Raw genomic sequence first — 24,835 nt, 5'->3', positions numbered from 1 at the left:
GGCCCGGTGGCTGGCTCGCCGTCTAAGACTTTCGCCGGGGCGCGACTACGCCGCCTGCGGGAAGAACACGGCCTGACTCAGGTCGCACTGGCCAGGGCACTGGATCTGTCGACGAGCTACGTCAATCAGCTGGAGAACGATCAACGACCCATCACGGTGCCGGTGCTGTTGGCGCTGACCGAACGCTTCAATCTGCCCGCGCATTTCTTCGCCGCCGACTCCGATGCCCGGTTGGTCGCCGACCTGCGGGAAAGCCTCGCCGAGAGCCAGGCCACCACGGCGCAGATCGAGGAACTGGCCGCGCGCATGCCCGATGTCGGGCAGGCCATCGTCAGCCTGCACCGCCGCATGGTCAACGCCACCGCCGAAGTCGAGGCGCTACGCAGCCGCGCCAGCGTCGACATCCCCGACGATCCAGCCCGACCGATGCCGTTCGAAGAAGTACGCGACTTCTTCTACGACCGCAAGAACTATGTCGACCAACTCGACCGGGCCGCAGAGGAACTGTTCGAGTCCCATCGGTTACGCGTCGGTGAGCTCGATGTCCAGCTGATCGGGGTATTGGCCGACGAACTCGGCATCACCGCCATCCTCGACGATGGAAAAACGCTGGGCCCCAATGTCAAACGCCGCTACCGCCCGGACACCGCGACGCTGCACATCGCCCGGTGGCTGCATCCCGGTCAACGCGCCTTCCAGATGGCCACCCAGCTGGCACTGTTGACCCAGGCCGAAACATTCGACGACATCCTGGCCACCGACGATCAACTCACCGCGGAAGCACGAGAAGTCGCCCGGATCGGGCTGGCGAACTACTTCGCCGGCGCCCTGCTACTGCCCTATCGCCGGTTCCTCCAGTCCGCCAACGAACTCCGCTACGACATCGACCAGCTATCCCGCCGCTTCGAGGTCGGGTTCGAGACCGTCTGCCATCGGTTGTCGACACTGCAGCGCCCGGACGCCCGCGGCGTACCGTTCATCTTCGTCCGCGCCGACGCCGCCGGAAACATCTCGAAACGACAGTCCGCCACAGCCTTCCACTTCTCCCGGGTCGGCGGTAGCTGCCCACTGTGGGTGGTCCACCACGCGTTCAACCGACCCGGCGAATTCATCACCCAGGTGGCACAGATGCCCGACGGTCGGTCCTACTTCTGGATCGCCCGCACCACCGCGTCACCGCCGAGTCGCTATCTGGGACAGCACAAGACGTTTGCCGTCGGTCTCGGGTGCGAACTCAACCACGCCGACAAGCTCGTCTACTCCGCCGGTGTCGATCTGACCGACGCCGAGACCAGTGTCGCGATCGGAGCGGGCTGCAAGGTGTGCGACCGGCCGGCCTGCGCGCAACGGGCGTTCCCCTATATCGGCAGACCCGTGCACGTCGATCCGCACGCCAGCACTGACCTGCCCTACCCGTCGGCCGCCACCAGCTGAGCCTCGCCATCGATCAGCGCAGCCCGCGCGAGCACCTCCTGGGCCTTCTTCACGTGAGCGGCGTCAACGAGGACACCGTCAACGCCGACGGCGCCGCGCCCCTTGGCCTCTGCCTCCCGGTAGGCCGCCATATTCCGTTGTGCCAGAGCGATTTCCTCGGAAGTCGGCGCGAACACCGCGTTGGCGATCGGCACCTGCGCAGGGTGGATCGCCCACTTACCGGTGTAGCCATACAGCGACGACCGGCGAGCCTCGGCCTCGTAACCCGCGGTGTCGCCATAATCCGGATAGGGCGAGTCGATGGCATCGATGCCGGCGATGCGTGCAGCGACCATGATCTTGTTGCGTGCGTACGCCCAGAAGTCACCGGGGTACTCGCCCAGTGGAACGAAGTTGGTATCCACCCGCGCACCCTGCGATAGCGAGAAGTCACCGACGCCGAAGATTATCGCGTCCATCCGCCTGCTGGACCGTGCGATTTCCTCGGCGTTAGCCAGCCCCTCGACTTCCTCGATGAGAACCTCCAACCGAATCTTCTTGTCCAGTCGGAGTTTTTCCTCAAGCTGGTCAAGCAGCACCTCTACCCACCAGACGTCCTTGGCCGTCTTGGCCTTTGGGACGACGATGGTGTCCAATTCGGCGCCGGCGCGTGTGACGACCTCGATAATGTCGTCATGACACCACGGCGTGTCCAGCCCGTTGATACGGATTGCGCGGGCGGTGCGGCCCCAGTCGAGCTGGGTCAGCGCCTGGACAGCCTTGCCGCGGGATTCCACCTTCAGGCTCACCGGGGTCGCGTCCTCAAGGTCGAGGAACACGAGGTCGGCCCCGCACGTCACACCCTTGACGAACATGTGGTCGTTGCAGGCAGGTAGGGCAAGTTCGGAGCGGCGCAACAGGTCGGTCATCAGTTCCTCAGTTTCAGAGCACGCCGGCGGCGTGCAGATTGTCGATATCGGATTCGGACAGGCCGAGCAGTTCACCAAGGACCTCGGCGGTGTGCTCACCCAACTTCGGTCCGAGATGGTCAATTCGGCAGGGTGTTTCGGAGAACTTCGGTACCGCCGATTGGACGGTCATCGATCCGAGTTCCTCGTCGTCGACCGTGGTGAACACGCCCCGGTGCCGCAACTGTTCGTCGGCCACAAGCTGGGTGATGTCATACACGGGTGCTGCGGCCACGTCGGCGTCGTCGAACACCGTCATGGCCTCATCAAGGGTCTTGGTGGACACCCACTCCGCCACCACCTCGTCGACCTCGGCGGCCCGAGCCAACCGGCGCTGAGGGTCGGAAAAGTCGGCGTCGGTGACCAGGTCGTCCCGCCCGATGGCTTTGAACACTCGCAACGCCAGCGCCGGCGAACTCCCCGACATTGCAAGCCATTTACCGTCGGAAGTCTGATACGTGTTGCGCGGGGCCGAGATATCCCAGCGATTGCCCGTGCGACCGGGCACCAGCCCCAGTTGGTCATAGCCGAGCAGGGTCTGCTCGAGCAGCCGGGCCAGCGGGTCGATCAGGTTGATATCGATCAACTGGCCTGGACCGCCGTGCACGTCGCGGTGATAGAGCGCCATCATCACGGCGTACGCGGCGTTCAGTGAGGCGACCCCGTCGGCCAACATGAACGGTGGGAGGGTGGGTGGCCCATCGGCCTGGCCGGTAATGTTCGCGAATCCGCTCATCGCTTCGCCCAAAGTGCCGAAGCCGGGGCGCTCAGATTTCGGTCCAGATAGCCCGAAACCTGTGATGTGCAACATGATCAGGCGTTGGTTGATCGCCCGCAGGCTCTGGTAGTCCAGACCCCACTTCCGCAATGTCTGAGGGCGGGTGTTCACGATCACCACATCGGCTTGGGCGACGAGCTTGCGGGCCAACTCCTGGCCCTTGGCTGCCCTGAGGTTCAGCGTGACCGATCGCTTGTTGCGCGACACCGACTTCCACATCAATCCGATGCCGTTGCTTTGGTTGCCCCAGCTGCGGATCGGGTCGCCCCCGACCGGATCCTCCACCTTGATGACGTCGGCACCGAACTCGCCGAGGTACGTCGCAGCCAGCGGGGCCGCGGCCAGGCTGGCGAAGTCGAGCACACGGACGCCGTCGAGCAGCGCACGGTTCGTGGTGGGTGCCGCCATCTATGACGCCGACCCAACGGCCTGTGACACCGGGCGGGCGAGACCGAGATTGTCGCGCAGCGTTTTGCCCTCGTATTCAGTGCGCGCCAGTCCGCGGCGCTGCAACTCCGGTACAACCATGCGCACGATGTCCTCAAAGGCACCGGGGAAATGTGTTGCCGCAAGGACGAATCCGTCGCAAGCTCCGGCTTCGAACCATTCGGCCATCTGGTCGGCAACCTGCGGTCCGGTTCCGACGAACCGTGGGCCCTGCAGCAGGGTCGCGCGATGCTCGGCAAGATCGCGAACGGTGACGGTGTCCCCGCCGATATGAGTGCGCAGGTTCTGCACGAGCCCCCGGATACCGGACACCGAGGCGATCAGCTCATCGGTGACAGGATCGTCGAGATCATGTTGGGCGAAGTCGTAATTCATCAATTCCGACAGCAGCGTCAGCGAGGCCATCGGGTGCACGAGGTCGTTGAGGAGCATCGCCTCGCGCTCCTTGGCGTGGGCCTCGGACTCGCCGACCACCGCATACGCCATCGGGCAGATGCGCACCGATGCCGGGTCTCGCCCTGCGTCGGCGATGCGTTGTTTCTGGTCGCGATAGTGGTCGAGCGCGACCTGCAAGCCAGGATCGCCCGTGAAGATCAGATCGGCCCAGCGAGAGGCGAATTCGCGGCCACGACCCGACGAGCCGGCCTGAATGATGACCGGCCGGCCCTGAGGGGTGCGCGGTACGGTCAGTGGACCGCGGGCCGAGAAGTATTGGCCCACATGCCCGAGTTCGTGGATCTTGTCCGGGTCGGCGAAGATGCCGGAGGTACGGTCGTGCAGGATCGCGTCGTCGTCCCAGGTGTCCCACAGACCGGCGACAACGTCGAGGAATTCGTCGGCGCGGTCGTACCGCTCGTCGTGGCCCAGGTGGGACTCCAGTCCGAAATTCTGAGCCTCGCTGTCGTTGACCGAGGTGACGACGTTCCACGCGGCCCGACCGCCGGACAGGTGATCCAGGGTGGCGAAGGTCCGCGCCACATGGAACGGCGCGTAGTAGGTCGTCGAATAGGTCGCACCTAAACCGATGTGCGAGGTGGTCTGGGCCAGCACACCCAGAATCACGCTGAGGTCGAGTTTCACCGGACGTGCTCCGTAGCGGGCAGCCTCGGCGACCGAGCCTCCGTAGATGCCGGGCATCGCGAGTCGGTCGTCGAAAAAGACCAGATCGAAACAGCCCTCTTCAAGCTGCCGGCCGATCTTCGCGTAATAGCTCGCGTCGAGGTACCGGTGCTCCGTGGCGGGGTGCCGCCACGAGCCCGCATACACAGAAGTGCTTCCGGCCTGCATGAATGCGACCAGCGATATCTTGTCGCGTCGCCCTGACGTCGTCATGTCCGGAAATCTAACATCTGATATTTCAGATATCAACGGTGAGATGAAGCACACGCTAGAGTGCCGCTATGACGGTTGATATCGCCGGTACGGTGCGGGAACGCGCCGCGCGCGAGCTGCGGGACCGCATTCTGACCGGCGCATTGCCGGCTGGGTCGCGCATCGACCTCGACGCCATCACCGCCGAATTCGCGACCAGCCGCACACCTGTGCGTGAGGCACTGTTGGAGTTGTCCTACGAGGGATTGGTCCGGGTGGCTCCCCGCAGCGGCATCACAGTAATCGGCATCCAGCCCGAGGACGTGATGGACAGCTTCACGATCCTGGGTGTGCTGACCGGGCAGGCTGCAGCGTGGGCGGCGCAGCGGATCACCGCCGCCGAACTCGATCACTTACGCGAACTGGCAACCGATGTGGCGTCACGTTCCGGGAATGACAGCATCGGTGAGGCCAATTGGCGGTTCCACCAAGAGATCCACCGCGCCGCGCACTCCCCCAGGCTCATGACACAGATTCGTCAGGCAGCCCGCGTGGTGCCGTCGAACTTTCTGACGGTCTTTCCCGACCACGAACGGCATTCACTGAGCGAGCACGAAGAACTGTTGGACGCCTTCGCCTACAAGGATCCGGTGCATGCCCGCACGATCGCCGAGCACCACGTGTTGGAAGCCGGCCGTTCACTCGCCGCGTGGCTGGATCAACGTACGCCCGCGACACACCCTGGCGGTTAGGTGAACGGCTGGGAATCGGTCAGCGACGATCGGCCACGCAGAGCACTACGCACCTCCGGGAGCATTGGTCCGTATTTCGTGACGCGTCTGGACCCGGCCTCCCCCGGAATGAGTGCTGCGGAGTTCTTTGCACCGGACCAATTGCGTCGATTCGTCGACGCCGTCGCGCGGCGCTTGAACGCCGCTGAACCACGCGTGGCGGTTTCCTCGTTGCAATACGAACTCGCGGAACGCTTTTGGGCCGTTGCCTTAGGGGCCTGGGTGACGGATAGTCTGATACCCGAGTTGGATGCGGTGCGCTACGGACGGTCACCGGCGGGGCGGGTCAGACTTCACCTTCCAAATCCGGCAGCCCTCGAAAACCCGGGGGCCACGCCGGCCGAGACTGCGGCTCTTGCCTCCGCTCTCGTCATCGACCAGTTGACCTCGGTGCACACCGCGCTGAATGCAATCACCGAGGTTGCCGAAGGTCTGCTCTGGGGTAACGCCGCGGCGGCACTGGTCCTGGTTGCGAATACGCTCTTGAGCCGAGGCGAACGCCACCATCACGGCGTGGACGCGATATCGCGGGAGATCTTGGCCATGCCGCCCCTAACTGGGCGTCTAGACGGCGACATCATCGGCGCGATCAAGCGCCGTAGCTGCTGCCTCTACTACCGCACGGCAGCCCGACGCACCTGCGGCGACTGTCCCCTGACCGACACAGCGGTCGTCACGGCTCGAGCCTGACAATGACTGTCGTAGCGGCAAGTCGCACCTGCTCAGCCCCGTCGGCCCGCGCGTTCGGCAGAACTCATCGGAACCCTGGATTCCAATTCAGCATTTCGACGCCGCCTTTTGCGCCTCACTCGTGGTGCAGGCGCCTGTGGGCGAAATCAAAGTGTGAGCACACGCTAGCAACCCGTGATATACCTGATCACCAGTGTTGACGTCGTAGGGGGCTCGGAACTGTGGAACAACAGCAAACCGTGGACCTCCGTACGGGCAGGCAGCGCGGAAACACGCCGGGCGAGCAGGATCATTGCAAGCGTCAGCCAGTCGTGTTCGGCGGATGGCTGGCCGCCGGTGCCATTGCGCTCGGCCTCGGTGCGGCACTGGCCACTGGCTGCGGGACGGCCCAGGCCGATACAGCGACCAGTGGGAGCACCGGGTCCGCGGGAGCCCACCAGAGCCACAGCGGCCTTGCTTCTGATCGCAGGACCACGGCCAACAGCCCCCTAGGGGCACGACCTGTCAGCGCAGCGGCAGCGACGGCCGTGCACAGGCAGATCAACCCGGTCAAGCGCCCGGCAGCGGGCATGAAGCCCGCCGCCGTCAGCGCCAGCCAGCACGGGGCCACGGTGGTGCCGGCCGCCCAGGAGTCCGCAACCAGTTCGGCGTCGGTCCCTCTGCACATCTACAGCGATACCGAGCCGCTGGTCGACGTCTCCATCGGTGGTGGACCAGCCAAGCCGGTATTGGTCGACACCGGCTCGAAGGGACTCGTGGTCGGGCTCGGGAATATAGGCCTACTCCGTCTGTTCAGCATGGGCTTGCCCACTGGGCTCGGTGTCAGCGCCTACAGCGGTGGGTTGACCTACCTCTACGCGACCTTCAAAACGACGGTGAATTTCGGCAACGGCATCGTGACCAAGCCGACGAGCGTCGATGTCGCCCTTCTGTCCTACCCAGGATCGTTCGAGAGCTTCGCCGCCGGCAACGGAGCCACCGGCATCTTGGGAATCGGACCGAACGCGACTGGGCCTGGGCCTAGCAGTGTCATCTCAGCGTTGCCAGGCGATCTCAGCGATGGCGTGCTCATCGACGAACCGGATGGCGTGTTGGTGTTCGGCCCCAACCCCAAGATCGCTCGTGCCTCAGTCAGCGGGGCGCCGAACGCGCAACTTCAGGTGAAGGTCGGCAACGGATCGCTTCAATCAGTTTCCGCGATCATCGATTCCGGTGGTGTCTACGGCACCGTGCCGTCGTCGATAGCACCCAATGTTCCTATCGGAACGGTCATTTGGGTGTACAGCGCCGACGGTCAGACCGTGCTGTACACCTACACGACCGACGCGACCAACACTCCAACGGTCACGTCCGACTATCTGTTGAACACCGGGTATGAGGCCTTTGTGCAGCAACCGGTCTACATCAGCTACAGCCCCACCGGGGTCGGCACGACGATCTTCGACTACCTATGAGCCAGAAGCGGAGCGTCAATCCACCCCGGACTGGATCAGCGTCTCGGCCATGAACCCCTGCTAATCAAGGCAATTGGCCCTTCGCTCATTCCGTACGGTGGTTCGGGCGCACGGGCCGGGCAGCATCGCGCGGTAGTCGTAGTCCGTCGATGCCGACGATTATGGTGGAGCCCTCATGGCTGGCTACTCCGAGCGGCAGCAGCAAAGACGTGCAGGCGGTCCTTTAGGCGAGACCACCTACGTTCGCGTTCTCAGCGGCTGAATTGTGCCGGCCGAATCGGGATCACCGGGGATCTGCGCTGTTTGGCGGAGCCGAAAGCACCGATCGTGTCGAGGAATTGCTTGAGATGTCCGGGATAGGTCAGATCGCGCTGGTTGACCGCGGCATACCAGCCACCGCAGCGTCGTCTCAGCAGCAGCGCCGGAATGGGTTGACGAAAAACGAGCGACACCGCCGGCGGGGCGGGCGTATCACGTTGACGCAGGATCGCGACTTGAATCGACTTGCCGTCGGTCCGCTCCACGGTGGCCGCACCCTGTCGCTTCAAGACGAGCAATGTACCCCGCTGCGGTGTATCGCGGGCCCCGATCTGGATGATGTCGTCACACATTGGAACACTGAGAGTGATAGTGCCACAACATATTTGATCGAATGATTCCGACAGTATCGGGATGGTCGGATCACCCCGCGATCCTGGCTCGGCCATGGCTCAATTTGTTGTGACGGCGCGCCTGCTCGCCGGCAGAGCAAAGCACAGCCGCTCGGGCAACCGGTCGCTTTCCCAGCGGCCTCGCCCCACCCACGAACAAGCGGCGTGAAGGTCGTCGAGGTTGTCGATCGGCCCGATCCGTCGGGCCGGGCCGAGGGCAACACGGCTGGTCGAGCAGGGCTGAAACATCAGGATCGCACCACCGCCGTCATCGCGGGCCAGGCAGGTGTACTCACCAAGCGGGCAGCCCGCCGTGACCAGCATCCCGTGTCGCGCTCGCCGAACCGTGGCCCGTAACTGGTCAAGCAGTACCGGACCCAACGATGAGTCGCACGCGGCACACAGCACCAACGTGAAGGGGCGGGTGGTGAGCCGGGGCGAGCCCGTCATCGACGCTCCTGACCCGGGTAGGGCAGCAGAGCCATTTCACGGGAGTTCTTGATCGCCTGCGTGACGTTGCGTTGCTGCTGAACCGTCAGACCGGTCACCCGACGGGAACGAATCTTGCCGCGCTCGGAGATGAACAGTCGCAGCGTCGAGGTGTCCTTGTAGTCCACGGCCTGCAATCCGAGTGACTTCAGCAGATTCTTCTTGGCCGATGCCGGCTTATCGGGCGCACTGCCTTGGCGGCGCCGGTTGGTCTTGCTCGGCATAGTCACCAGCTCGCCTTCCGAATCCCGGGCAGATGGCCGTCGTGAGCCATCTGGCGCACGCGCACACGCGAAAGCCCGAACTTGCGTAAGTGGCCCCGTGGACGCCCGTCAACCACGTCGCGATTCCGCAGCCGCACCGGGCTGGCATCCCGCGGCTGTCTCGCGAGGGCCTGCTGGGCGGCGATGCGCTTTTCAGCGGTACTCGCGGGCGATCTGATGATCTCCTTGAGTTCCGCGCGACGCTGCGCGAAGCGGGCCACGGTTGCCGCACGCTGTTGGTTCTTCACGATCTTGGATTTCTTTGCCACAGTTAGCGTTCCTCACGGAATTCGACGTGCCGCCGCACGATTGGGTCGTACTTGCGCAAGACCAGACGGTCCGGGTCGTTGCGGCGGTTCTTACGGGTGGTGTAGGTGTAGCCGGTACCTGCGGTCGAGCGCAGTTTCACAATCGGCCGGACGTCGGTAGCGCGTGCCATCAGATCTTCTGTCCTTCACGGCGCAGCCGGGTCACGACCGCTTCGATGCCGTCGCGGTCGATGACCTTCATGCCCTTGGTGGACACTCGCAACCGGATGCGTCGCCCCTCCGAAGCCAGGTAATAGGTCCTGCGCTGGATGTTGGGCGTCCACCTGCGGCGGGTGCGCCGGTGCGAGTGCGACACAGAGTTACCGAATCCTGGTGCGCGGCCGGTGATTTGGCAGTGAGCAGACATGGAAACCTCTCCTTGAACCGTAGCAAGCTTATTGATAATCGTTTTCGACAAGTCCCGCTTGGCACTGTACCGTCAAGACCGCACTAATGAAAATTGTTATCGATAAGGAGAGCGATGCGCACTGCGGTGATCCTGGTGACGGGACAGGAGGGCACAGCCGCGGTCTCACACGAACTGCTCCAGCGCCCTGGAACGGTGGTGATCGAGCACCATGTCGATGGCAACGTGGTGCTCCGTCGGGTGGTGACGGTGCAGCACGGTGTTGTGACAACAGCACAGGAGGCGCTCGAGCTGCAGCATGGCTGCCTGTCATGCACCGTTCGCAACGACCTACTGGTGCTACTGCGCCGGATGAGTCGCCGCCGCGACGTCGAGCGTGTCGTGGTCCGCCTGGCGCCGTGGTTGGAGCCCGAACCCATCTGCTGGGCGATCCACCACGTGCGCGTGGCAGCGGCGGGCTTCGAGCCGGGCCCTGCAGCACGGGATGTGGAGATCACGGCAGTGATCACCACCGTCGACGAGATGGTGTGGCTGGCCGAGGCGCTCGGCGACGAGGAACTGCCCGACGGGCGGACCGTGGCTCAGGCGGTGGTCGCCCAAGCGGAATTCGCAGACGTGCTCGTCTGTGGGCAGCCGCCAGCGCAGCTGACCGAGGTGATCGCCCGGCTGAATCCGCGGGCGCGCGTCATCGCCAACGCCGACGCCGTCGAGGACGCATTACGAAGACTGCCCGCAGGCTCCCGACGCGGGCGCAGCGACGACCCGCATGATTCGCTGTTGACGGGACTGCCACCCCTGCATGCAGCTGAGGCAGTGCAGTTGTTCGAGTTTCACGCCCAGCGCCCATTTCATCCCGAGCGGCTCCACGACGTACTGGATACGTTGTTGGACGGTGTGATTCGCTCTCGCGGGCGGCTGTGGCTGGCCAGCAACAGCCGCGACGTCATGTGGCTGGAGTCGGCCGGTGGGGGTTTGCGGGTCAGCTCAGCGGGCCCATGGTTGGCCGCGATGAGCGCCTCGGAACTGGCCTACGCCGACGCCGAGCGACGCGCAATGTCCGGTGCGTTCTGGGATGACCGCCATGGCGATCGGCACACCGCATTGGTGGTGCTGACATGCGGCGCCGACCCGGACGCGATTCGCGAGGCGCTACGCGGTGCCGCGCTCACCGATGACGAGATGTCCGATCCCAGTATGTGGCAGGCGCTGCACGATCCGTTCGGTGATTGGCACGACGATCCCTGCACCGAGCCGGTTACCGCGCAGATCGTCGCCGGCGAGTCCGACGAGAACAAAGGAAAACTCCGATGAAGCCCGGCATCCACCCCGACTATCACCCTGTCGTCTTCCAGGACGCCAACACCGGTACTGCGTTCCTCACCCGCTCGACGGCCACCAGCAACCGGACCATCGAATGGGACACCCCCAGCGGACCGCGCACGTATCCTCTGATCGTCGTCGAGGTCAGTTCGGCGTCCCATCCCGTGTGGACGGGCCAGCGCCGCATCGTCGACAGTGCTGGACAGGTGGAAAAGTTCACTCGTCGATACGGACGACGCATCCGGGATGCACCCGGATTATCCGACCGGGATATCCAGCCGTCATGAGGGGGTCACTCGGTCACGATCGGGAATGGCACTTGCAGGCGCGCTGCCGTGGGCTGCCTTCGGCCGTTTTTTTCACCGACGATCATCACCGGGGCCGCCGACGGGTTGATCACGAGAACAACGCTAAACGCATCTGCGCTAGCTGCCCCGTGCTGTCTCGGTGTCTCGAGTATGCGCTTGATGCGCAAGAGCCATATGGAATCTGGGGTGGAATGGCACCCCGGGAGCGGGCCGCTCTGGTGCACGTGAACCGCGGCGGGAGGTCGTCGGCCTGAGCGCAGTAGTGCTCAGGTGCTCGACAGGTAGGCGGCGATGCCGCGGACGACGGCGGTGGCGTACGCCGCTTGGCCCTGTTGACTTGTCAGAACCTGGGCATCGCCGGCATGTTTCATGTTGCCCATTTCGATCAGGATCGAGGGGTAGTCCGCCATGTTGAGCCCGGTCAGATCGGCACGTCCATAGAGCCCGTCGTTGCCCATGTAGGTGGAGGGTTGCATGCCTGATGCGACGAGTTGATCGCGCATAGTGTGAGCGAAGGTCACGGCTGGGCCGCTCTGGGCGGAATTCAGCGCTGGGGCAGAGTAATTGACGTGGAATCCGTGGCCGCTGGGTGGGCCGCCGTCGGCGTGGATGCTCACGACCGCATCGGGGCGAAGCGCGTTGGCCATGGCGGCACGCTGATCGACACACGGTCCCAGGGCGTTGTCGTTGCCCCGTGACATCGCAGTGCGTACTCCCAGTTGCGTGAGCTGCTCGCGAATGAGCAGCACGGTGTTCCAGTTGAAGGTGTGTTCGGGATAGCCACTGTCGGTGGCTGTTCCGGTGGTCTGGCAGTCCTTGGTGCCCCCTCGGCCGGTAGGCACCTGGCGGCTGATCGATGCGTCGTTGGCACCGTTGTGACCCGGGTCGAGGAAGACGATCTTGCCCGCGATATTCGAGACGCTATGTGCTCGTGGCGGATTCATCAGGGGCACCGAGAGCAGGCCGAGCATGACGGGGGCGCCGACGGCGTAGCGCAGCGCCTCACGCCGGGTGGTGCTGCGCGGCGCGCATGGTTTGTCTTGCACGGCGGGACCGTAACGAATGGAACTGGGAGCAGACTCACAGACTCGGCAAGTGACCAGATCGACGCAAAGGTGTTGCCGTCGCGCAACTGTGTGTTCGCTGTGTCGGTCCCCGGCTGCTCGGACGTGCTCCCCGCGCTATGGCATCGTGACGGGATGCCATCCGAGGAGCCTACCCGTAGTGCTCCGCCTCGGAGTCGCCGGCGAGCCCTGTTCGACCTGGCCCTGGTGACGACGATGATCGGCGCGCAGATGCCTCTACCCGCGGCTGTGCGAGCAGTGACGATCTCGGGCGAATCTCATTCATCGACGCCGACACCGATGCCGCTGGCCGACGGACGCACGCTGCGGTTCCTGGGGTTCGACAGTGCCGCAACAAGTGAACTGCTCACCCGAATCGCCGCCGAGATCGACAGCGCCGTCGCGGCAGTGGTGTCGTTTTGGGGAGACGACTGGTCACGCGAGGTCGTGATTGCCGGTGCGAATTCGGCCGCACAGTTCACCAGCTGGACGCGTTGGCCCAGCGGACCGCAATGGGTCGATGTCGCCGCGGCCGCCGTTGCCGACACGGTGGACCCGGCCCGTCGGATCGCCACCGGGCAACGGATGGTCTTCGCCCCCGGGGCGGCCCGCATGAGCGATGCCGCGCTACGAATTGTCTTGCGCCACGAGCTACTCCACTACGCCACCCGGGCAGACACCGCACTGGACGCACCGCGCTGGCTTGCCGAAGGCGTCGCCGACTTCGTGGGACGTCCCGCGGCACCTAAGCCCGGGCCGGCCGCGGCGGACACGCTGGCCCAGCTACCCGCTGAGGCGGACTTCAACGGCGTCGGATCGGCCCAGTCGCTCGCCTACGACCGAGCCTGGTGGTTCGCACGGTTCATCGCAGACCGATACGGCACCGCTACGCTCAAACAGCTGTACATCCGTGCCGGAGGCGCTGCCCACCTGGACAGCGCCGCGGCTCTACGCGATGTGCTCGGCATCAAGGAAGCACAGCTGTTCTCGGTATGGCGGCGGTGGCTGGCCCGCTGACTGGCATCGTCGCTCAGGCGGGGCGGTCAAGGGTGCGCTGCCAATAGGCGACGGCATCGAAGTGGTGGGCACGGATGGCCATCCGATCTCGCGTCGCGAGCAATATTCGTCGGCACGCCTGCGGGGTTCCACATATATGTCATGTGCAATTGCGTATTCGCATCGAGATGTGAAAGTTCATCTACAGCAACCATATTCATGGGCACAGCCATCCGCGTCCCCGGCGATGTTGGGCGCGCAGCACGCTTGCCCCTTCCACTCGTTGACTCCCTCGCCCATAGCGATCACCGCGATCAGCAGGGCCGCCGACATTGTGGCGGCTAAGACTCCCGCAACATTCGCGGATCCCAATTTTCGAACCCAGTGTCGCGCCGTTAAACGATAACGATTATCGTTTGCTTTATGACGCCCTCTTCCTACCGCCTTCGCGGCGCAGCCGCGGCCCTCTTCATCGTCCCGCTCGGTCTCGCGGCCTGCAGTTCTCATCCCGCGAGCGCTCCGTCGGCAACCAGTTCGGCGACGTCCGCGTCGAGCTCCGCAACAGCGGCACCAGCCACCGGCGGCACCGCAGCGCCAGCGGCTTGCCCGACCACTCCGGTCAACGTCGTCGTCAGTGTCGACCAGTGGGGCGACATCGTCTCAGAGCTCGCCGGCAAATGCGGCAACGTCAAGACCATCCTGGCCAGCTCCTCGGTCGACCCGCACGACTACGAGCCCTCCCCCTCGGACGGCGCAGCGTTCACCGGCGCGCAACTGGTGGTCGTCAACGGTGCCGATTACGACCCCTGGGCCTCCAAGCTGGCCGCGACATCAGCCCCGAACGCACCGGTGGTCGACGCCGGTAAGGTCACCAACACCGCCGAGGGCGGCAACCCGCATCTGTGGTACAACCCGTCCGCGGTCACCGCGGTCGCCGACGCGGTCACCGCCGCACTCACCAAACTCGAGCCCAAGGCCAGCGATTACTTCACCACCCAACGGGCCAGCTTCACCACCGCGCTCAAGCCGTACGACGACCTGATCGCCAAGATCAAGGCAGGCGCGTCCGGAAAGTCCTATGCGGCAACCGAAACCGTGTTCGACTACCAGGCTCAAGCGCTGGGATTGGTCAACAAGACCCCCGCCGGCTACATGACCGCCTCGGCCAACGAGACCGACCCCACGCCGGCCGACATCGCGGCGTTCACCCAAGCACTGTCCAATCGCCAGATCGACGTGTTGATCTACAACACCCAGACCGAAGGATCGATCCCGCAGCAGATCCGGGACGCAGCCACGAAGGCCGGGGTGCCGGTCGTCGACGTCACTGAGACGGTTCCGCCCGGCCAGACATCATTCGAGGGATGGCAGGACGGTCAGCTGACCGCCCTGGCCAAGGCGCTCGGTGTCGCCGTCTGATTCTGTCGCCGTCGCGGCGCTGACGTTTCACGACGTCAGCGCCGTGCGCGGTGGCCGGGTGATCTGGTCACAGGGCAGCTTCGAAGTACCCGCCGGTGACATCGTCGCGGTGATCGGCGCCAACGGCGCAGGTAAGACCACGATGCTCCAGATGATCCTCGGACTGATCCCGGTAACGCACGGCGAACTTCGGGTCTTCGGTCGCCGTCCCGGGACCGACCGCGACCGGATCGGCTACGTCCCACAGCATTACGCGGAAAGCGCTGGTGAAGCGATCCGCGCCCGCGACGCTGTTCTGCTTGGACTCAACGGGGGCCGCTGGGCGTTCGGCCGGACTTCGAAGGCGGACCGTCGCCGCGTTGACGATGCGCTGGCGGCGGTGGACGCCGATTCCTTCGCCGATCACCGGCTCGCGACGCTGTCGGGAGGGCAGCGTCAACGGGTGGCGATCGCCGAAGCCCTGGTGTCCCAACCCGACATGATCATCCTCGACGAGCCGTTGGCATCGCTGGATCTACGGAGCCAGCACGAGATCGTCACGTTGCTCAAGGACCTGCACCGCGACCTCCCAGTCACGATCGTGGTGGTTGCCCACGACCTCAACCCATTCCTGCCGATCCTCGATGGTGCGATCTATCTCCTCGACGGGCACGCACATTACGCCGGGGTGAACGATGTAATCGAGGACGAGTTGCTCACTCATCTGTACGGCACACCGATCCAAGTCGTCCGCACCCCACAGGGCGATCTCTTCGCCAGGAGCGTCTGACCGATGACTCAGCACTTCGTAGCCCTTGGCTACCAAGAGAATTGGTGGTCGATTCTCACAGCATCGTTCATGCGCAATGCTGTGCTCGGCGGGACGATCGTTGCCTTGGCCGCCGGGCTGATCGGGTACTTCATCGTGGTGCGCCACACGGCGTTCGCCGCACATGCGTTGGCACACATCGGGTTGCCCGGCGCGACAGGCGCTGTGTTGGTCGGGCTACCGGTGACCTTTGGCCTCGGGGTGTTCTGCATCGGCGGTGCACTCGTGATTGGCTACCTTGGGAAACGGGCCACCGAACGAGAAGTCATCACCGGAACCGTGTTGTCATTCGCGATGGGGTTGGGCCTGTTCTTCAATTCGCTGGCCACCAAAAGCTCGTCGACGATGACCAACGTGTTGTTCGGCAACCTCCTAGCCATCTCCTACGACCAGCTGCTCACTTTCGGGGCCCTGCTGGTCGTGTTAGCACTGTGCATCGGATTCGTTTTTCGGCCGCTACTTTTCAGCTCGGTGAACCCAGCCGTCGCGGAGGCAAAGGGTGTGCCGCTGCGCGCCTTATCGATCATCTTCATGGCGCTTCTAGGGGTAACGGTGACGATGGCGGTACAGGCCGTCGGCACACTGCTGTTGTTCGCTCTTGTCGTCACCCCGGCGGCGACCGCAATCATGCTCTCTCCGCGCCCCGGGCGCGCGATGTCGATCTCGGGAGTCATCAGCGTTGTATCGGTCTGGGCGGGCTTGGTCGTATCGGCGATGTTCAACGTACCGCCCAGTTTCGTCATCGTGACGATCGCCTGCGCGGTCTGGCTGGTCGTGTGGCTGGGTGATCGCCGCCAGCGCACGATCGCACGCGTACTCGACGACGGTGCACCAGCCATGAAGGGCCCAGCGTTGTCAGATCCCGCGACGGTGAGCACCTCGACGGCAACACCGTGAGCATGGAAAGCCTGGCAGTGGAATCACATTCGCATCCGCGGCGGCGGGCCACCGCGAACCAGCGAGCCGTACTGCACGTTCTCGGCGAAATCGACCGATTTCGTAGTGCCCAGCAACTGTATGTTCTTCTACACCAACAGTATTCACTACCTGTGGGGCTGACGAGCGTCTACCGGATCTTGCACACACTCGCCGAAGATGGAGTGGCCGAGACTCAGCGCGCAGAGACTGGCGAACATCTGTATCGCATCCGTAACGGGTCAGACCACCGGCACTACCTGTTGTGCCGGCACTGCGGTCGAGCGGTCGCATTCACTGTGCCCGCTCTGGAAGAAAACGCCCACCAGTTGGCCAAGCAGCACCACTACGCAGACGTCACGCACTACGTGGATGTCTACGGCATCTGCCCTGGTTGTCGCTCCAATTTCGAGGGTCGACAGTGATCACTGAACCGAGCATTCAGCGCACACGCCGAAGATTTCGACGGTGTGGGTAGTGTCGGAAAACCCGTGTGTTCTGGCAACATTCGCCGCCCACGCCTCGACGCCTCGAGCTTCCACTTCCACCGTCGCACCGCATGACCGGCAGACGAGATGGTGGTGATGGCGCGGAGAGCAGCGCCGATACAGTGATTCGCCGGTATCGGTACGGACGCTATCTACCAGTCCGGCGACGACCATCGATTGCAATGCGCGATACACCGTCGCCAGACCGATCTCGTCGCCGCGCTGATGCAGTTCCACATGAAGCGCCTGCGCCGAGCGAAACTCTGGAGAATCGTCCAGCAGCGCTGCGATCGCCGCACGCTGACGGGTCGCGCGTACCCCGGGCACCCTCGACTGCCTACTGGGCATCCGAACCTCCAATGCGACCGCACACAGAACGCCCAACGGTACGGCATCACGTCGGACCAACACATTATGCGTAGTGCATACCAAGCTGTACTAACGGGTGAAGCGGGAAGACCCGAGGCTGGTCACGCCGGTTTGCCCGATCGGCAAACATGCTTGCTCATCACACGACGCTGCAGTGATTGTTGATTCATGAGCCAACCATCTGACGCCGCCGCCCTCGCTACTGAATGGGATACGCGTTACGCCAGTTTCGCCGACAGCATTCCCGATCTCGCCCCCAACAAAGTAATGATCGACGAGGTCGGCGCCATGCAGCCAGGACGGGCGCTCGACATCGGATGCGGAGTCGGTGCCGAAGCCATCTGGCTTGCCTCCCGAGGATGGACAGTGATTGCATTGGACGTCTCGGCAGTGGCACTCGAGCACGCGGCCCAGCGCGGCAGGCACGCCGGCGTCGAGGTGCAGTGGGTGCCGGCATCGCTTGAACACTTCGCGATCCCCGTCGGCGGGTTCGATTTGGTCACGACCTTCTACCCCGCACTACGTCACTCGGACACGCAAACCGCACAACGAGCGCTGCTCACCGCGGTCGGCGGGTCGGGGACCCTTCTGGCCGTGCACCATGCCGACGTCGATGCCGAGAAAGCGAAATCGTACGGTTTCGACCCAGCCGACTATCTCAGCCATGATGACGTCGTCGAACTACTCGACGATAGCTGGGAGGTACGCATGCAGCGGCGACTCCCCCGCGCGATACCGGCCGGCCCGGAAGGTCAGCACACACACGACGATGTCGTGATAGCCCGCCGACGGTGAGGTCGTGGATTGAGACGCTCAATGAGCTTCTCGCACAATGGAATGCGCACACGGGCCATCGTCATGGATCGGGCACAGGCCATCACGAGATGGCGATCGCGGGCATAGTCGACGATGCCTCCATCACTGGGCTGCTCGCCTGATCGTGCAGCAGACCCGTTCACTTTTCGTGCTTTCGACTGAAGGCAGACCGCTCAGTCGTGCGCGTTCGAGATTCCCAAAGGCCGACATCGCCCCACGTGGCACGTTGGAACAACATGGCCCGAATGCGCGACTATTGAAGCGTGCACTTGGACTGTGACGTCGCCCGCGAGGCGCTGTCGGCTCGGATCGACGGAGAGCGTGAGCCCATTCCAACCCGCCGCGTGGACGAACACCTCGAGTTCTGCGCTGGCTGTAGCGGTTGGTACTCGCGAGTAGCCGAGGAGAGGCGGCAATTGCGCCGGCTCGCCCGCCGATCACAGGTGTCCTCAGTGCCGACGGCATCGGACCGATTGCTCGCGACGACGCGACATCGGCATTGGGCACCTGCGGCGTGGGCACGCTGCACGCTAGCAATCGTCGGCGGGCTGCAACTTGCCTTGGCCGCCGCCCAAGGGCTCGGTGCTGACGTAGGTATGCCAGCTGGCCATCGCGCGATGATGAGCGGGCATCTGTTGAACGAGTCGACGGCGTGGTCGACCGCGCTGGGTGTGGTGATGGTCATCGCCGCGCTGCGGCCGGCCGCCGCAGTGGGCCTGTCTGGGGTGTTGGCAGTATTCACCGTCATCCTCACCGCCTACGTCATTCGTGACGCCACGGCGGGTGCGGTAACACTGACACGCGTCCTGAGCCATTTGCCGGTGTTGATCGGCACCACATTGGCGTTCCTGGTCTGGCGCGGTACGCGGCCCACCGAACCCGATCCACGGTCGGATGACGCGGCAGCGACCGCAAACGTCACGCTGCCTGATAACGCAACCCGAGGACGCCGCCGCGGGCATCTCTATCCGACCGACGGCTCCGCGGCCTGAGCACCGAGGGCATCCGCCCGGATTTCGGATGCTCTACACGAGCCAATCGAGATAGCGAAGCTTGCCGCTGGCGCAACTTCGTTACGACCAACGGTCGTAGACTGGCCCGGCTGGGCATTCGCTGGAGGGCGGAAGACGACGACGAAAATGCGATCGAGCCAAGGCGCGCGGTTGGCGAGACGATGGGTGTTGCTCACCGGCTACCTGGCCATGGCGGTCGCCATCGCGGGCTACGCGACGATCTCAGGCGACCGACGCTTCCTCGCGACCGGTGATTCGTTCCCGGGAACGCTGACCAGCATCGCAGAGGCGGTCGGCTATTTCACCGCCACGTTGTCCGGTGTGGTGGTCCTCGGCGTGTTGGTCTATATCGTGGCGACGGCGTGCCCCGATGAACAGGGTGTCCTCGATGCCCACTCGTTCCGGCTGCATCTCCTGGCGGAACGGGTGTCACGGGTGTGGTTGGTCTCGGCGGCTGCGATGGTGGTAATCCAGGCGGCCGATGACTCCGGCTTGGCTGTCGCGCGGCTGATCGGCTCCGGGGCGATCGGCGACGCCATCGGCGCCTCCGAGATGTCACGGGGATGGATTGCGGCAACCATCTTTTCCGCTGTCGTCGCGGTCGCACTTCGGCTCACCGTGCGGTGGATATGGCACTTTGTGCTTCTGATTCCATCGCTCATCGCGGTGGTCGCCGTTCCCGTCACCGGCAACGCCGGACAGGGTCCACATCACGACTACGCCACCAGTTCGGTGATCGTCTTTATGCTCGCCCTCACGGTTCTCACTGGAGCGAAGGTGTGCGCGATGCTCGCGCCCCCTAGCGGGCAGCTGCAGCGCCGAATCGTGGTGATCGAGGCGACTAGCGGTGCCGTGTCGCTGCTGTACGGCGCTCTTCTCCTTTGGCTGATGCTGTCGCCGACTGCGCTCACCTGGTCCGACTACGGACGGCTCGGCATTGTCGCCTCGGTTGCGCTGATATCGGTCTGGCTGGTCGACGTGACGGCCCTCCTCCGAGCGCGAAAGCAGCCCGTTCAGCGGGGCAAAGGAATCGCAGTGGCAGGTGCACTGGCGATGATCGTCGCCGTCGCCGCGATCTCCGCGATGGCGATCCAGACCGCGCCCGGGCTTTTGGCACATCAGTTCACTGCCTGGGATGTCTTCCTGGGCTATGAGCTTCCGGGTCCGCCAACTGTGTTGCGGTTATTGACCTTCTGGCGGTTCGATACGTTCATCGGCGCCGGGGCAATGGTGCTGACCGCACTTTATGTTGCCGGCGCCATCCGATTGCGACGCCGCGGCGACCATTGGCCACCGGGCCGCACATTTGCCTGGCTGGCCGGCTGTCTGACGCTGGTGTTCGTCACCGGTTCCGGTGTCAGGGCCTACGGCTCAGCGATGTTCAGTGTGCACATGGCGGAGCACATGGCGCTGAACATGTTTATCCCGGTCTTCCTCGTCCTTGGGGCACCGCTCACGCTCGCACTCCGGGCGCTGCCGGCTGCGGGCGCCGATCAACCCCCCGGCCCGCGGGAATGGCTGCTGCAGCTGGTGCATTCGCCGGTGACAAGCTTCATCGCGAATCCGATGACGGCCTTCGTGCTGTTCGTCGGGTCCTTGTATGCCGTCTATTTCACGCCGCTGTTCGACACTCTGGTGCGGTATCACTGGGGCCACGAGCTCATGAGCATCCACTTCCTGCTCACCGGATACCTGTTCTATTGGGGCATCATCGGCGTCGACCCGGGCCCGCGCCGGTTACCCTTCGTCGGTCGTCTGGGCCTACTTTTTGCGGTGATGCCGTTCCACGCCTTCTTCGGCATCGCGACGATGACGATGAACACGGCCGTCGGGGGCACCTTCTACCATAATGTCGATCTGCCGTGGGTCGCCAACCTCACCAATGACCAACACTTAGGTGGCGCAATCGCTTGGGGGTCAAGCGAATTGCCCGTCATCGTTGTTGTCATCGCGTTGGTCGCGCAGTGGGCTCGACAGGATCGCCGCGCCGCGACTCGTAGCGATCGCCACACCGACGCCTCCTACGGCGATGACGACCTCGACGCCTACAACGCGATGCTCAGAGAGATATCGCGGTCCCGCCGCTGATCAATCGCGCGCACTCGGCGCTGCATCACCAGCTGCTCAGGAGTCGTTGTGGCGCAACGGGACCGCGTTCCCGACCCTGCGCGCGGCGGGGATCGCCTCTATACCCGGGCGGGTCATTACCAAGCTCGGCGAGTGCGCGGCGCAGCGCATCTGCCTCATCGACTCCGACCTGCCCGACGAAATGCATGAGCGCCGCTTGCCGGTCACCGCAGTCAATGACTTGATCCAGCGCGTCGACCATGAGACCCGCTACCAGTTCGTCACGGTTGTAGGTCGGAACGTATTGATACGCGCGATCCTCACGTATTTGGACGACCAGATCCTTATAGGAAAGCCGGTGGAGAACCGTCATCACGGTGGTGTAGGCCAGTTCGCGCTGGGTACAGAGGGCATCGCGGACCTGGCGCACGGTCTGTGGTCCACCGATGTCCCAGAGGTGGTCCATCACGGCGCGTTCGAGGTCGCCGAGACGTTTCAACTTTGCCAAATCCGATCGCCTCCATCACCGTCACAAGCGCACCTGGCTATTCAGTCGTGCGGCGGCATGCTCTGGTTCCCGAAACCCGTGTGGTGATCGCCCGATATTCACCGCCGCCGACCCCGGAGCGACCGGACTCTTCGGCCGCCGGAGAGTATCTCCACTCAATCCCTTAAGGTGACTTTCGTGAGCGCACCCGACGACGGCGAGGTGACCAGGCTGGCGCTCGCGGCCGGTCGGGGCGACGCTGCCGCACTTGACCAGTTCATCAAGGCAACTCAGCGAGATGTCTGGCGGACCGTCGCATACTTGGGTGACCCCGGTTCTGCGGACGATCTCACCCAGGAGACCTTCTTGCGCGCGCTCGGATCGCTGCCGCGGTTCACCGCCCGGTCCTCGGCACGGACTTGGTTGCTGTCCATCGCTCGCCGCGTCGTCGTCGATCAGATCCGCCGGAACCAGAGTCGGCCGCGCACCAACTACTCCGTGGACCTGGAGCAAGTGCTCGACACCCGCAACAGGGCAGCCCGTTTCGAAGACATCGTCGAGATCAAGATGCTGCTCGACGGCCTGGATCCCGATCGGCGTGACGCCCTCATGCTGACGCAGGTGCTCGGGCTGTCCTACACCGAGGCCGCCGCGGTCTGCGGATGTCCGGTAGGCACCATCCGATCCCGTGTCGCCCGGGCCCGCGACGATCTACTCAAGGCCGCAAACCGCGACAACCGTGCCGGCTGAGCGTCCTAGGACTCCGCGCCCATGACCAAGAACATCGGGATCGTGCTGTTCGACGGTGTGGAAGAGCTGGACGCGATCGGCCCGTGGGAGGTGTTGTCGACGTGGGCCCACCACTTTCCCGACGATGGCTACACCGTGTCATGTCTGTCTCAATCGGGTGGTCCGGTGGCATGCGCCAAGGGCCTGGTAGTGCACGCTCACCACTCTTTTGAGGACGCGCCGCCACTCGACGTGCTCGTACACCCCGGGGGCCACGGGGTGCACCCCCTCGCGCAGGACGACGTGTGGCTGGATTGGATCCGGCGTCAACGCGATGCGGTGCCCCTGATGACCAGCGTGTGCACCGGTTCTCTGGTGTATGCCGCCGCCGGATTGCTGTCACATCGACCGGCCACTACCCACTGGGCCTCACTGGACTGGCTGACCACACTCGATCCGACAATCGATGTCCGCCGCGAGGAGCGCTTCGTCGACGACGGTGACATGATCACCGCCTCGGGAGTATCCGCGGGAATCGATATGGCCTTGCACCTCGTCAGCCGGCTTGCCGGCATAGAACGCGCTCGCGAGGTCCGCCGATACATTCAGTACGACCCGGCACCACCGGTTTAGCATTCGATCGTCGCCGACAGATCGAAATCGTCCAGCACCGCACGCACCACCCCGGCCAGGGCCGCTTTCGTGTTGCTCCCGCCGGGTTCCCACGACGCGACACTGAACCACACCTTGTCGCGAAGCGAGGCCGCCGAGACCAGCAAGTGCCCGCCCAACCGCTCCAAAGTCGCTGCCGTGACACCGGCTTCACCCCCACGGGTGCCGAAGAAGTCCGCATCAGTGCCGTCGGGCCGGTTCACCTCGGGTGGCATCTCGCCAATATTGGTGCAGCCGACGGGTTTACCCACCTTCAACACCAGATTCTCCAGACGGCGTACCGCCATCTTCGGGGTGAACGGGATCAATGCCAGCGGCGCCAGTAGCGCGTTGCCCGATTCCGCAAGCTCGACGAGCGCCTGTTTCAGGGCCGCCCGAAGCCCGGCAAGATCCCCGGTGGCCTCGTCCGGGTTGGCAAGCACCGTAATGGAATTGAGCGGATTTGCGCGGATATCATCATCGGTGCGCTCACTCACCGGGATCGACAGCGCGATGCGTCCTTCATCATCCGCGCGACCGAGTCGATAGCCGAGCCGAGCCGAGAATCCGGCGAATAACACATTGCGTGTTCCGCCCAGGGCTCTGGCCCGCTCATCCCAGTCCTGCGCCTCGACGTAGCCGTAGACCCTGGGCACCACCAATCGAGTACCGCCCGCTGCCGGCGATGACGCCGGGGAGGCTGACCTGGCCGAGGTCGACAGGTCGTCCTGCTGGTCGCGAGCGAGCCGCATGCCCCCGGCGATCGCGGCGGGGATCTTCAGCGCCGAGCGGGCCGTGACGACGAGGTCCTGCCGCACCGCCTGCCCGCGACTGCGCGCCCCCGGCGGCGGAAATCCATAGTTCCGACGGGTGCTGTTGACGGCATCGGCGATGGCCAGCATCCCGGCCACGGCGTCACCCGTGGTGTGCGAAACAGCCAGCGACACAGCGGCACCGCCACCGATAAGCGGCTGGACCCCGAGATGCCAGGGCGGGCCGAGTTCGGGATCGATTGCGACGAAGGACTTCTGATCGACCCAGTCCCAGACGTCGTCGCGGCTCCGCAGCGCCACCGCGATATCGAGATCGGCGGGGCCGTCATACGACACCCAACGATGCCTGCCGAACGGCAGCGGCGAGCGTTCGATCAGGCGAGCTAACAGCGTGTGCTGCAGATTGCGCTGGAACCGTCGCAGGCCCTCAAGATCGACACCGTTCTCGTAGATCCAGATGTACTGAATGACAGGTCCTCGGCCGAGCGCACGTAGGCCGAGAAACGAACCCTGGTCCATATACGCCAGAGTGTTGTCGATCGGGGTGCTCATGTGGGCCCTTCTTCCGAGCTGATCCAGCGCCACAAGAGGCAACTGATGTTGGGTATGCGCGGCGCTCAATGTACATCCCGCCGTTGGCGTTTCCCATGGGAGATAGACGTCGTCCATCTGTCGGATTCGCC

General features: G+C 64.3%; 30 protein-coding genes and 2 pseudogenes. 18 read left to right on the top strand and 14 right to left on the bottom strand.

The genetic code is table 11. The annotated features are described in order from the left end of the window. Positions 1–6 precede the first annotated feature (6 nt). A complete protein-coding gene (locus CG716_RS23575; protein WP_094483535.1) occupies positions 7–1,434 on the top strand; it encodes a short-chain fatty acyl-CoA regulator family protein in 1,428 nt (475 codons plus the stop codon). Here CG716_RS23575 and CG716_RS23570 read toward each other — a convergent pair. From CG716_RS23570 to CG716_RS23560, 3 genes are read right to left on the bottom strand one after another with little or no spacing between them, the layout of a single operon-like run. Continuing rightward, on the bottom strand, positions 1,410–2,342 hold the full coding sequence (locus tag CG716_RS23570; RefSeq protein WP_094483534.1) for an HpcH/HpaI aldolase/citrate lyase family protein: 933 nt from the start codon (positions 2,340–2,342) through the stop codon (positions 1,410–1,412). The genes CG716_RS23575 and CG716_RS23570 overlap by 25 nt on opposite strands. A gap of 13 nt (positions 2,343–2,355) precedes the next feature. Next, positions 2,356–3,540, bottom strand: coding sequence for a CaiB/BaiF CoA transferase family protein (locus CG716_RS23565; protein ID WP_207760757.1), 1,185 nt, complete (start codon positions 3,538–3,540; stop codon positions 2,356–2,358). A gap of 27 nt (positions 3,541–3,567) precedes the next feature. Further along, positions 3,568–4,938 carry an LLM class flavin-dependent oxidoreductase gene (locus tag CG716_RS23560; protein ID WP_094483532.1) on the bottom strand — a complete coding sequence of 457 codons (1,371 nt, stop codon included), beginning with the start codon at positions 4,936–4,938 and terminating at the stop codon, positions 3,568–3,570. A gap of 68 nt (positions 4,939–5,006) precedes the next feature. On the opposite strand from CG716_RS23560, the gene CG716_RS23555 reads away from it, so the two are divergent. From CG716_RS23555 to CG716_RS23545, 3 genes are all read left to right on the top strand, one after another. Further along, complete coding sequence (locus CG716_RS23555; RefSeq protein WP_094483531.1) at positions 5,007–5,669, top strand: GntR family transcriptional regulator; 663 nt, start codon at positions 5,007–5,009, stop codon at positions 5,667–5,669. 261 nt (positions 5,670–5,930) lie between these two features. Beyond that, a complete protein-coding gene (locus CG716_RS23550; RefSeq protein ID WP_165774279.1) occupies positions 5,931–6,398 on the top strand; it encodes a (2Fe-2S)-binding protein in 468 nt (155 codons plus the stop codon). A 239-nt stretch (positions 6,399–6,637) separates the two neighbouring features. Next, positions 6,638–7,852, top strand: a complete 1,215-nt coding sequence (locus tag CG716_RS23545) for a PecA family PE domain-processing aspartic protease (protein ID WP_165774278.1) — start codon at positions 6,638–6,640, stop codon at positions 7,850–7,852. An 85-nt stretch (positions 7,853–7,937) separates the two neighbouring features. Here CG716_RS23545 and CG716_RS30875 read toward each other — a convergent pair. The 7 genes and pseudogenes from CG716_RS30875 to rpmB form a co-directional block, all read right to left on the bottom strand. Continuing rightward, a pseudogene (locus tag CG716_RS30875) lies at positions 7,938–8,060 on the bottom strand (hypothetical protein); the annotation flags it as partial. Positions 8,061–8,103: 43 nt separating this feature from the next. Beyond that, positions 8,104–8,376: a hypothetical protein gene (locus tag CG716_RS23540; RefSeq protein ID WP_133067011.1), complete on the bottom strand. Its 273-nt coding sequence runs from the start codon at positions 8,374–8,376 to the stop codon at positions 8,104–8,106. A gap of 186 nt (positions 8,377–8,562) precedes the next feature. Further along, a complete protein-coding gene (locus CG716_RS29960; RefSeq protein ID WP_133067010.1) occupies positions 8,563–8,952 on the bottom strand; it encodes a hypothetical protein in 390 nt (129 codons plus the stop codon). Continuing rightward, positions 8,949–9,215, bottom strand: a complete 267-nt coding sequence (gene rpsR, locus CG716_RS23530) for a 30S ribosomal protein S18 (RefSeq protein WP_094483527.1) — start codon at positions 9,213–9,215, stop codon at positions 8,949–8,951. Before rpsR ends, CG716_RS29960 begins: the two co-directional genes overlap by 4 nt. 2 nt (positions 9,216–9,217) lie before the next feature. After that, positions 9,218–9,523: a 30S ribosomal protein S14 gene (rpsN, locus tag CG716_RS23525; RefSeq protein ID WP_094483526.1), complete on the bottom strand. Its 306-nt coding sequence runs from the start codon at positions 9,521–9,523 to the stop codon at positions 9,218–9,220. 2 nt (positions 9,524–9,525) lie between these two features. Then, positions 9,526–9,693 (bottom strand): 50S ribosomal protein L33, encoded by a 168-nt coding sequence (rpmG, locus tag CG716_RS23520; protein ID WP_094483525.1) that lies wholly within the window; start codon positions 9,691–9,693, stop codon positions 9,526–9,528. After that, positions 9,693–9,929, bottom strand: a complete 237-nt coding sequence (gene rpmB, locus CG716_RS23515) for a 50S ribosomal protein L28 (protein ID WP_094483524.1) — start codon at positions 9,927–9,929, stop codon at positions 9,693–9,695. Before rpmB ends, rpmG begins: the two co-directional genes overlap by 1 nt. A 114-nt stretch (positions 9,930–10,043) precedes the next feature. Between rpmB and mrf the strand changes: the two genes are divergently transcribed. The 3 genes from mrf to CG716_RS23500 are packed head-to-tail and all read left to right on the top strand — an operon-like array spanning position 10,044 to position 11,811. Then, positions 10,044–11,240: a ribosome hibernation factor-recruiting GTPase MRF gene (gene mrf, locus CG716_RS23510; protein WP_094483523.1), complete on the top strand. Its 1,197-nt coding sequence runs from the start codon at positions 10,044–10,046 to the stop codon at positions 11,238–11,240. Next, positions 11,237–11,536 carry a type B 50S ribosomal protein L31 gene (locus CG716_RS23505; protein WP_094483522.1) on the top strand — a complete coding sequence of 100 codons (300 nt, stop codon included), beginning with the start codon at positions 11,237–11,239 and terminating at the stop codon, positions 11,534–11,536. The genes mrf and CG716_RS23505 overlap by 4 nt, the downstream gene beginning before the upstream one ends. Then, positions 11,533–11,811, top strand: coding sequence for a WhiB family transcriptional regulator (locus CG716_RS23500; RefSeq protein ID WP_094483521.1), 279 nt, complete (start codon positions 11,533–11,535; stop codon positions 11,809–11,811). Before CG716_RS23505 ends, CG716_RS23500 begins: the two co-directional genes overlap by 4 nt. 12 nt (positions 11,812–11,823) lie before the next feature. On the opposite strand, the gene CG716_RS23495 is transcribed toward CG716_RS23500, so the two are convergent. After that, positions 11,824–12,528 carry an Rv3717 family N-acetylmuramoyl-L-alanine amidase gene (locus CG716_RS23495; RefSeq protein WP_094483558.1) on the bottom strand — a complete coding sequence of 235 codons (705 nt, stop codon included), beginning with the start codon at positions 12,526–12,528 and terminating at the stop codon, positions 11,824–11,826. A gap of 228 nt (positions 12,529–12,756) precedes the next feature. Here CG716_RS23495 and CG716_RS23490 point away from each other — a divergent pair, with 228 nt between their 5' ends. The 5 genes from CG716_RS23490 to CG716_RS23465 all read left to right on the top strand — a co-directional run bounded on the left by CG716_RS23490 (position 12,757) and on the right by CG716_RS23465 (position 17,184). Then, positions 12,757–13,638 carry a hypothetical protein gene (locus tag CG716_RS23490; RefSeq protein WP_234817992.1) on the top strand — a complete coding sequence of 294 codons (882 nt, stop codon included), beginning with the start codon at positions 12,757–12,759 and terminating at the stop codon, positions 13,636–13,638. 402 nt (positions 13,639–14,040) lie between these two features. Continuing rightward, on the top strand, positions 14,041–15,036 hold the full coding sequence (locus CG716_RS23480; RefSeq protein WP_094483520.1) for a metal ABC transporter solute-binding protein, Zn/Mn family: 996 nt from the start codon (positions 14,041–14,043) through the stop codon (positions 15,034–15,036). Beyond that, entirely contained in the window at positions 15,023–15,805 is a 783-nt protein-coding gene (locus CG716_RS23475; protein WP_094483519.1) for a metal ABC transporter ATP-binding protein, read from the top strand. Before CG716_RS23480 ends, CG716_RS23475 begins: the two co-directional genes overlap by 14 nt. Before the next feature lie 69 nt (positions 15,806–15,874). Then, on the top strand, positions 15,875–16,741 hold the full coding sequence (locus CG716_RS23470) for a metal ABC transporter permease (RefSeq protein WP_207760756.1): 867 nt from the start codon (positions 15,875–15,877) through the stop codon (positions 16,739–16,741). Positions 16,742–16,743: 2 nt separating this feature from the next. After that, the gene (locus tag CG716_RS23465; RefSeq protein ID WP_094483517.1) at positions 16,744–17,184 is read left to right on the top strand and encodes a Fur family transcriptional regulator; all 441 of its coding nucleotides are present in this window, start codon (positions 16,744–16,746) and stop codon (positions 17,182–17,184) included. Here CG716_RS23465 and CG716_RS23460 read toward each other — a convergent pair whose 3' ends face one another. After that, on the bottom strand, positions 17,185–17,595 hold the full coding sequence (locus CG716_RS23460) for a Fur family transcriptional regulator (RefSeq protein ID WP_094483516.1): 411 nt from the start codon (positions 17,593–17,595) through the stop codon (positions 17,185–17,187). It abuts the gene before it with no gap. 189 nt (positions 17,596–17,784) lie between these two features. Here CG716_RS23460 and CG716_RS23455 point away from each other — a divergent pair, with 189 nt between their 5' ends. The 4 genes and pseudogenes from CG716_RS23455 to CG716_RS23445 all read left to right on the top strand — a co-directional run bounded on the left by CG716_RS23455 (position 17,785) and on the right by CG716_RS23445 (position 21,533). Beyond that, complete coding sequence (locus CG716_RS23455; protein WP_094483515.1) at positions 17,785–18,411, top strand: class I SAM-dependent methyltransferase; 627 nt, start codon at positions 17,785–17,787, stop codon at positions 18,409–18,411. 284 nt (positions 18,412–18,695) lie between these two features. Then, positions 18,696–18,797, top strand: a pseudogene (locus CG716_RS31250) (zf-HC2 domain-containing protein); the annotation flags it as partial. A gap of 87 nt (positions 18,798–18,884) precedes the next feature. Next, positions 18,885–19,424: a hypothetical protein gene (locus CG716_RS23450; protein WP_337360777.1), complete on the top strand. Its 540-nt coding sequence runs from the start codon at positions 18,885–18,887 to the stop codon at positions 19,422–19,424. A 147-nt stretch (positions 19,425–19,571) separates the two neighbouring features. Then, a complete protein-coding gene (locus tag CG716_RS23445) occupies positions 19,572–21,533 on the top strand; it encodes a cytochrome c oxidase assembly protein (protein WP_094483514.1) in 1,962 nt (653 codons plus the stop codon). A 25-nt stretch (positions 21,534–21,558) separates the two neighbouring features. Here CG716_RS23445 and CG716_RS23440 read toward each other — a convergent pair whose 3' ends face one another. Then, a complete protein-coding gene (locus tag CG716_RS23440) occupies positions 21,559–22,020 on the bottom strand; it encodes a BlaI/MecI/CopY family transcriptional regulator (RefSeq protein WP_094483513.1) in 462 nt (153 codons plus the stop codon). 177 nt (positions 22,021–22,197) lie between these two features. Between CG716_RS23440 and sigC the strand changes: the two genes are divergently transcribed. Together sigC and CG716_RS23430 are read left to right on the top strand one after the other, a co-directional pair. Continuing rightward, positions 22,198–22,749, top strand: coding sequence for an RNA polymerase sigma factor SigC (sigC, locus tag CG716_RS23435; protein WP_094483555.1), 552 nt, complete (start codon positions 22,198–22,200; stop codon positions 22,747–22,749). Positions 22,750–22,770: 21 nt separating this feature from the next. Continuing rightward, a complete protein-coding gene (locus CG716_RS23430) occupies positions 22,771–23,361 on the top strand; it encodes a DJ-1/PfpI family protein (RefSeq protein ID WP_094483512.1) in 591 nt (196 codons plus the stop codon). Here the strand turns inward: CG716_RS23430 and CG716_RS23425 are convergent. Then, entirely contained in the window at positions 23,358–24,704 is a 1,347-nt protein-coding gene (locus CG716_RS23425) for a hypothetical protein (protein WP_094483511.1), read from the bottom strand. The two genes, CG716_RS23430 and CG716_RS23425, sit on opposite strands and share 4 nt — an antisense overlap. Between the last annotated feature and the right edge of the window lie 131 nt (positions 24,705–24,835).

Source organism: Mycolicibacterium sphagni, assembly GCF_002250655.1.
Lineage (GTDB): Bacteria > Actinomycetota > Actinomycetes > Mycobacteriales > Mycobacteriaceae > Mycobacterium > Mycobacterium sphagni.
This window is presented reverse-complemented; position numbering and strand designations above follow the sequence as displayed.

What these genes read in the sequence shown, in the direction of transcription:
- CG716_RS23570 (WP_094483534.1), bottom strand. Translation starts at nt 2,342, where the DNA reads ATGACCGACCTGTTGCGCCGCTCCGAACTTGCCCTACCTGCCTGCAAC.
- CG716_RS23560 (WP_094483532.1), bottom strand. Translation starts at nt 4,938, where the DNA reads ATGACGACGTCAGGGCGACGCGACAAGATATCGCTGGTCGCATTCATG.
- CG716_RS23555 (WP_094483531.1), top strand. Translation starts at nt 5,007, where the DNA reads ATGACGGTTGATATCGCCGGTACGGTGCGGGAACGCGCCGCGCGCGAG.
- CG716_RS29960 (WP_133067010.1), bottom strand. Translation starts at nt 8,952, where the DNA reads ATGACGGGCTCGCCCCGGCTCACCACCCGCCCCTTCACGTTGGTGCTG.
- rpsR (WP_094483527.1), bottom strand. Translation starts at nt 9,215, where the DNA reads ATGCCGAGCAAGACCAACCGGCGCCGCCAAGGCAGTGCGCCCGATAAG.
- rpmG (WP_094483525.1), bottom strand. Translation starts at nt 9,693, where the DNA reads ATGGCACGCGCTACCGACGTCCGGCCGATTGTGAAACTGCGCTCGACC.
- rpmB (WP_094483524.1), bottom strand. Translation starts at nt 9,929, where the DNA reads ATGTCTGCTCACTGCCAAATCACCGGCCGCGCACCAGGATTCGGTAAC.
- mrf (WP_094483523.1), top strand. Translation starts at nt 10,044, where the DNA reads ATGCGCACTGCGGTGATCCTGGTGACGGGACAGGAGGGCACAGCCGCG.
- CG716_RS23505 (WP_094483522.1), top strand. Translation starts at nt 11,237, where the DNA reads ATGAAGCCCGGCATCCACCCCGACTATCACCCTGTCGTCTTCCAGGAC.
- CG716_RS23500 (WP_094483521.1), top strand. Translation starts at nt 11,533, where the DNA reads ATGAGGGGGTCACTCGGTCACGATCGGGAATGGCACTTGCAGGCGCGC.
- CG716_RS23495 (WP_094483558.1), bottom strand. Translation starts at nt 12,528, where the DNA reads ATGCTCGGCCTGCTCTCGGTGCCCCTGATGAATCCGCCACGAGCACAT.
- CG716_RS23490 (WP_234817992.1), top strand. Translation starts at nt 12,757, where the DNA reads ATGCCATCCGAGGAGCCTACCCGTAGTGCTCCGCCTCGGAGTCGCCGG.
- CG716_RS23480 (WP_094483520.1), top strand. Translation starts at nt 14,041, where the DNA reads ATGACGCCCTCTTCCTACCGCCTTCGCGGCGCAGCCGCGGCCCTCTTC.
- CG716_RS23470 (WP_207760756.1), top strand. Translation starts at nt 15,875, where the DNA reads ATGCGCAATGCTGTGCTCGGCGGGACGATCGTTGCCTTGGCCGCCGGG.
- CG716_RS23465 (WP_094483517.1), top strand. Translation starts at nt 16,744, where the DNA reads ATGGAAAGCCTGGCAGTGGAATCACATTCGCATCCGCGGCGGCGGGCC.
- CG716_RS23460 (WP_094483516.1), bottom strand. Translation starts at nt 17,595, where the DNA reads ATGCCCAGTAGGCAGTCGAGGGTGCCCGGGGTACGCGCGACCCGTCAG.
- CG716_RS23455 (WP_094483515.1), top strand. Translation starts at nt 17,785, where the DNA reads ATGAGCCAACCATCTGACGCCGCCGCCCTCGCTACTGAATGGGATACG.
- CG716_RS23445 (WP_094483514.1), top strand. Translation starts at nt 19,572, where the DNA reads ATGCGATCGAGCCAAGGCGCGCGGTTGGCGAGACGATGGGTGTTGCTC.
- CG716_RS23430 (WP_094483512.1), top strand. Translation starts at nt 22,771, where the DNA reads ATGACCAAGAACATCGGGATCGTGCTGTTCGACGGTGTGGAAGAGCTG.
- CG716_RS23425 (WP_094483511.1), bottom strand. Translation starts at nt 24,704, where the DNA reads ATGAGCACCCCGATCGACAACACTCTGGCGTATATGGACCAGGGTTCG.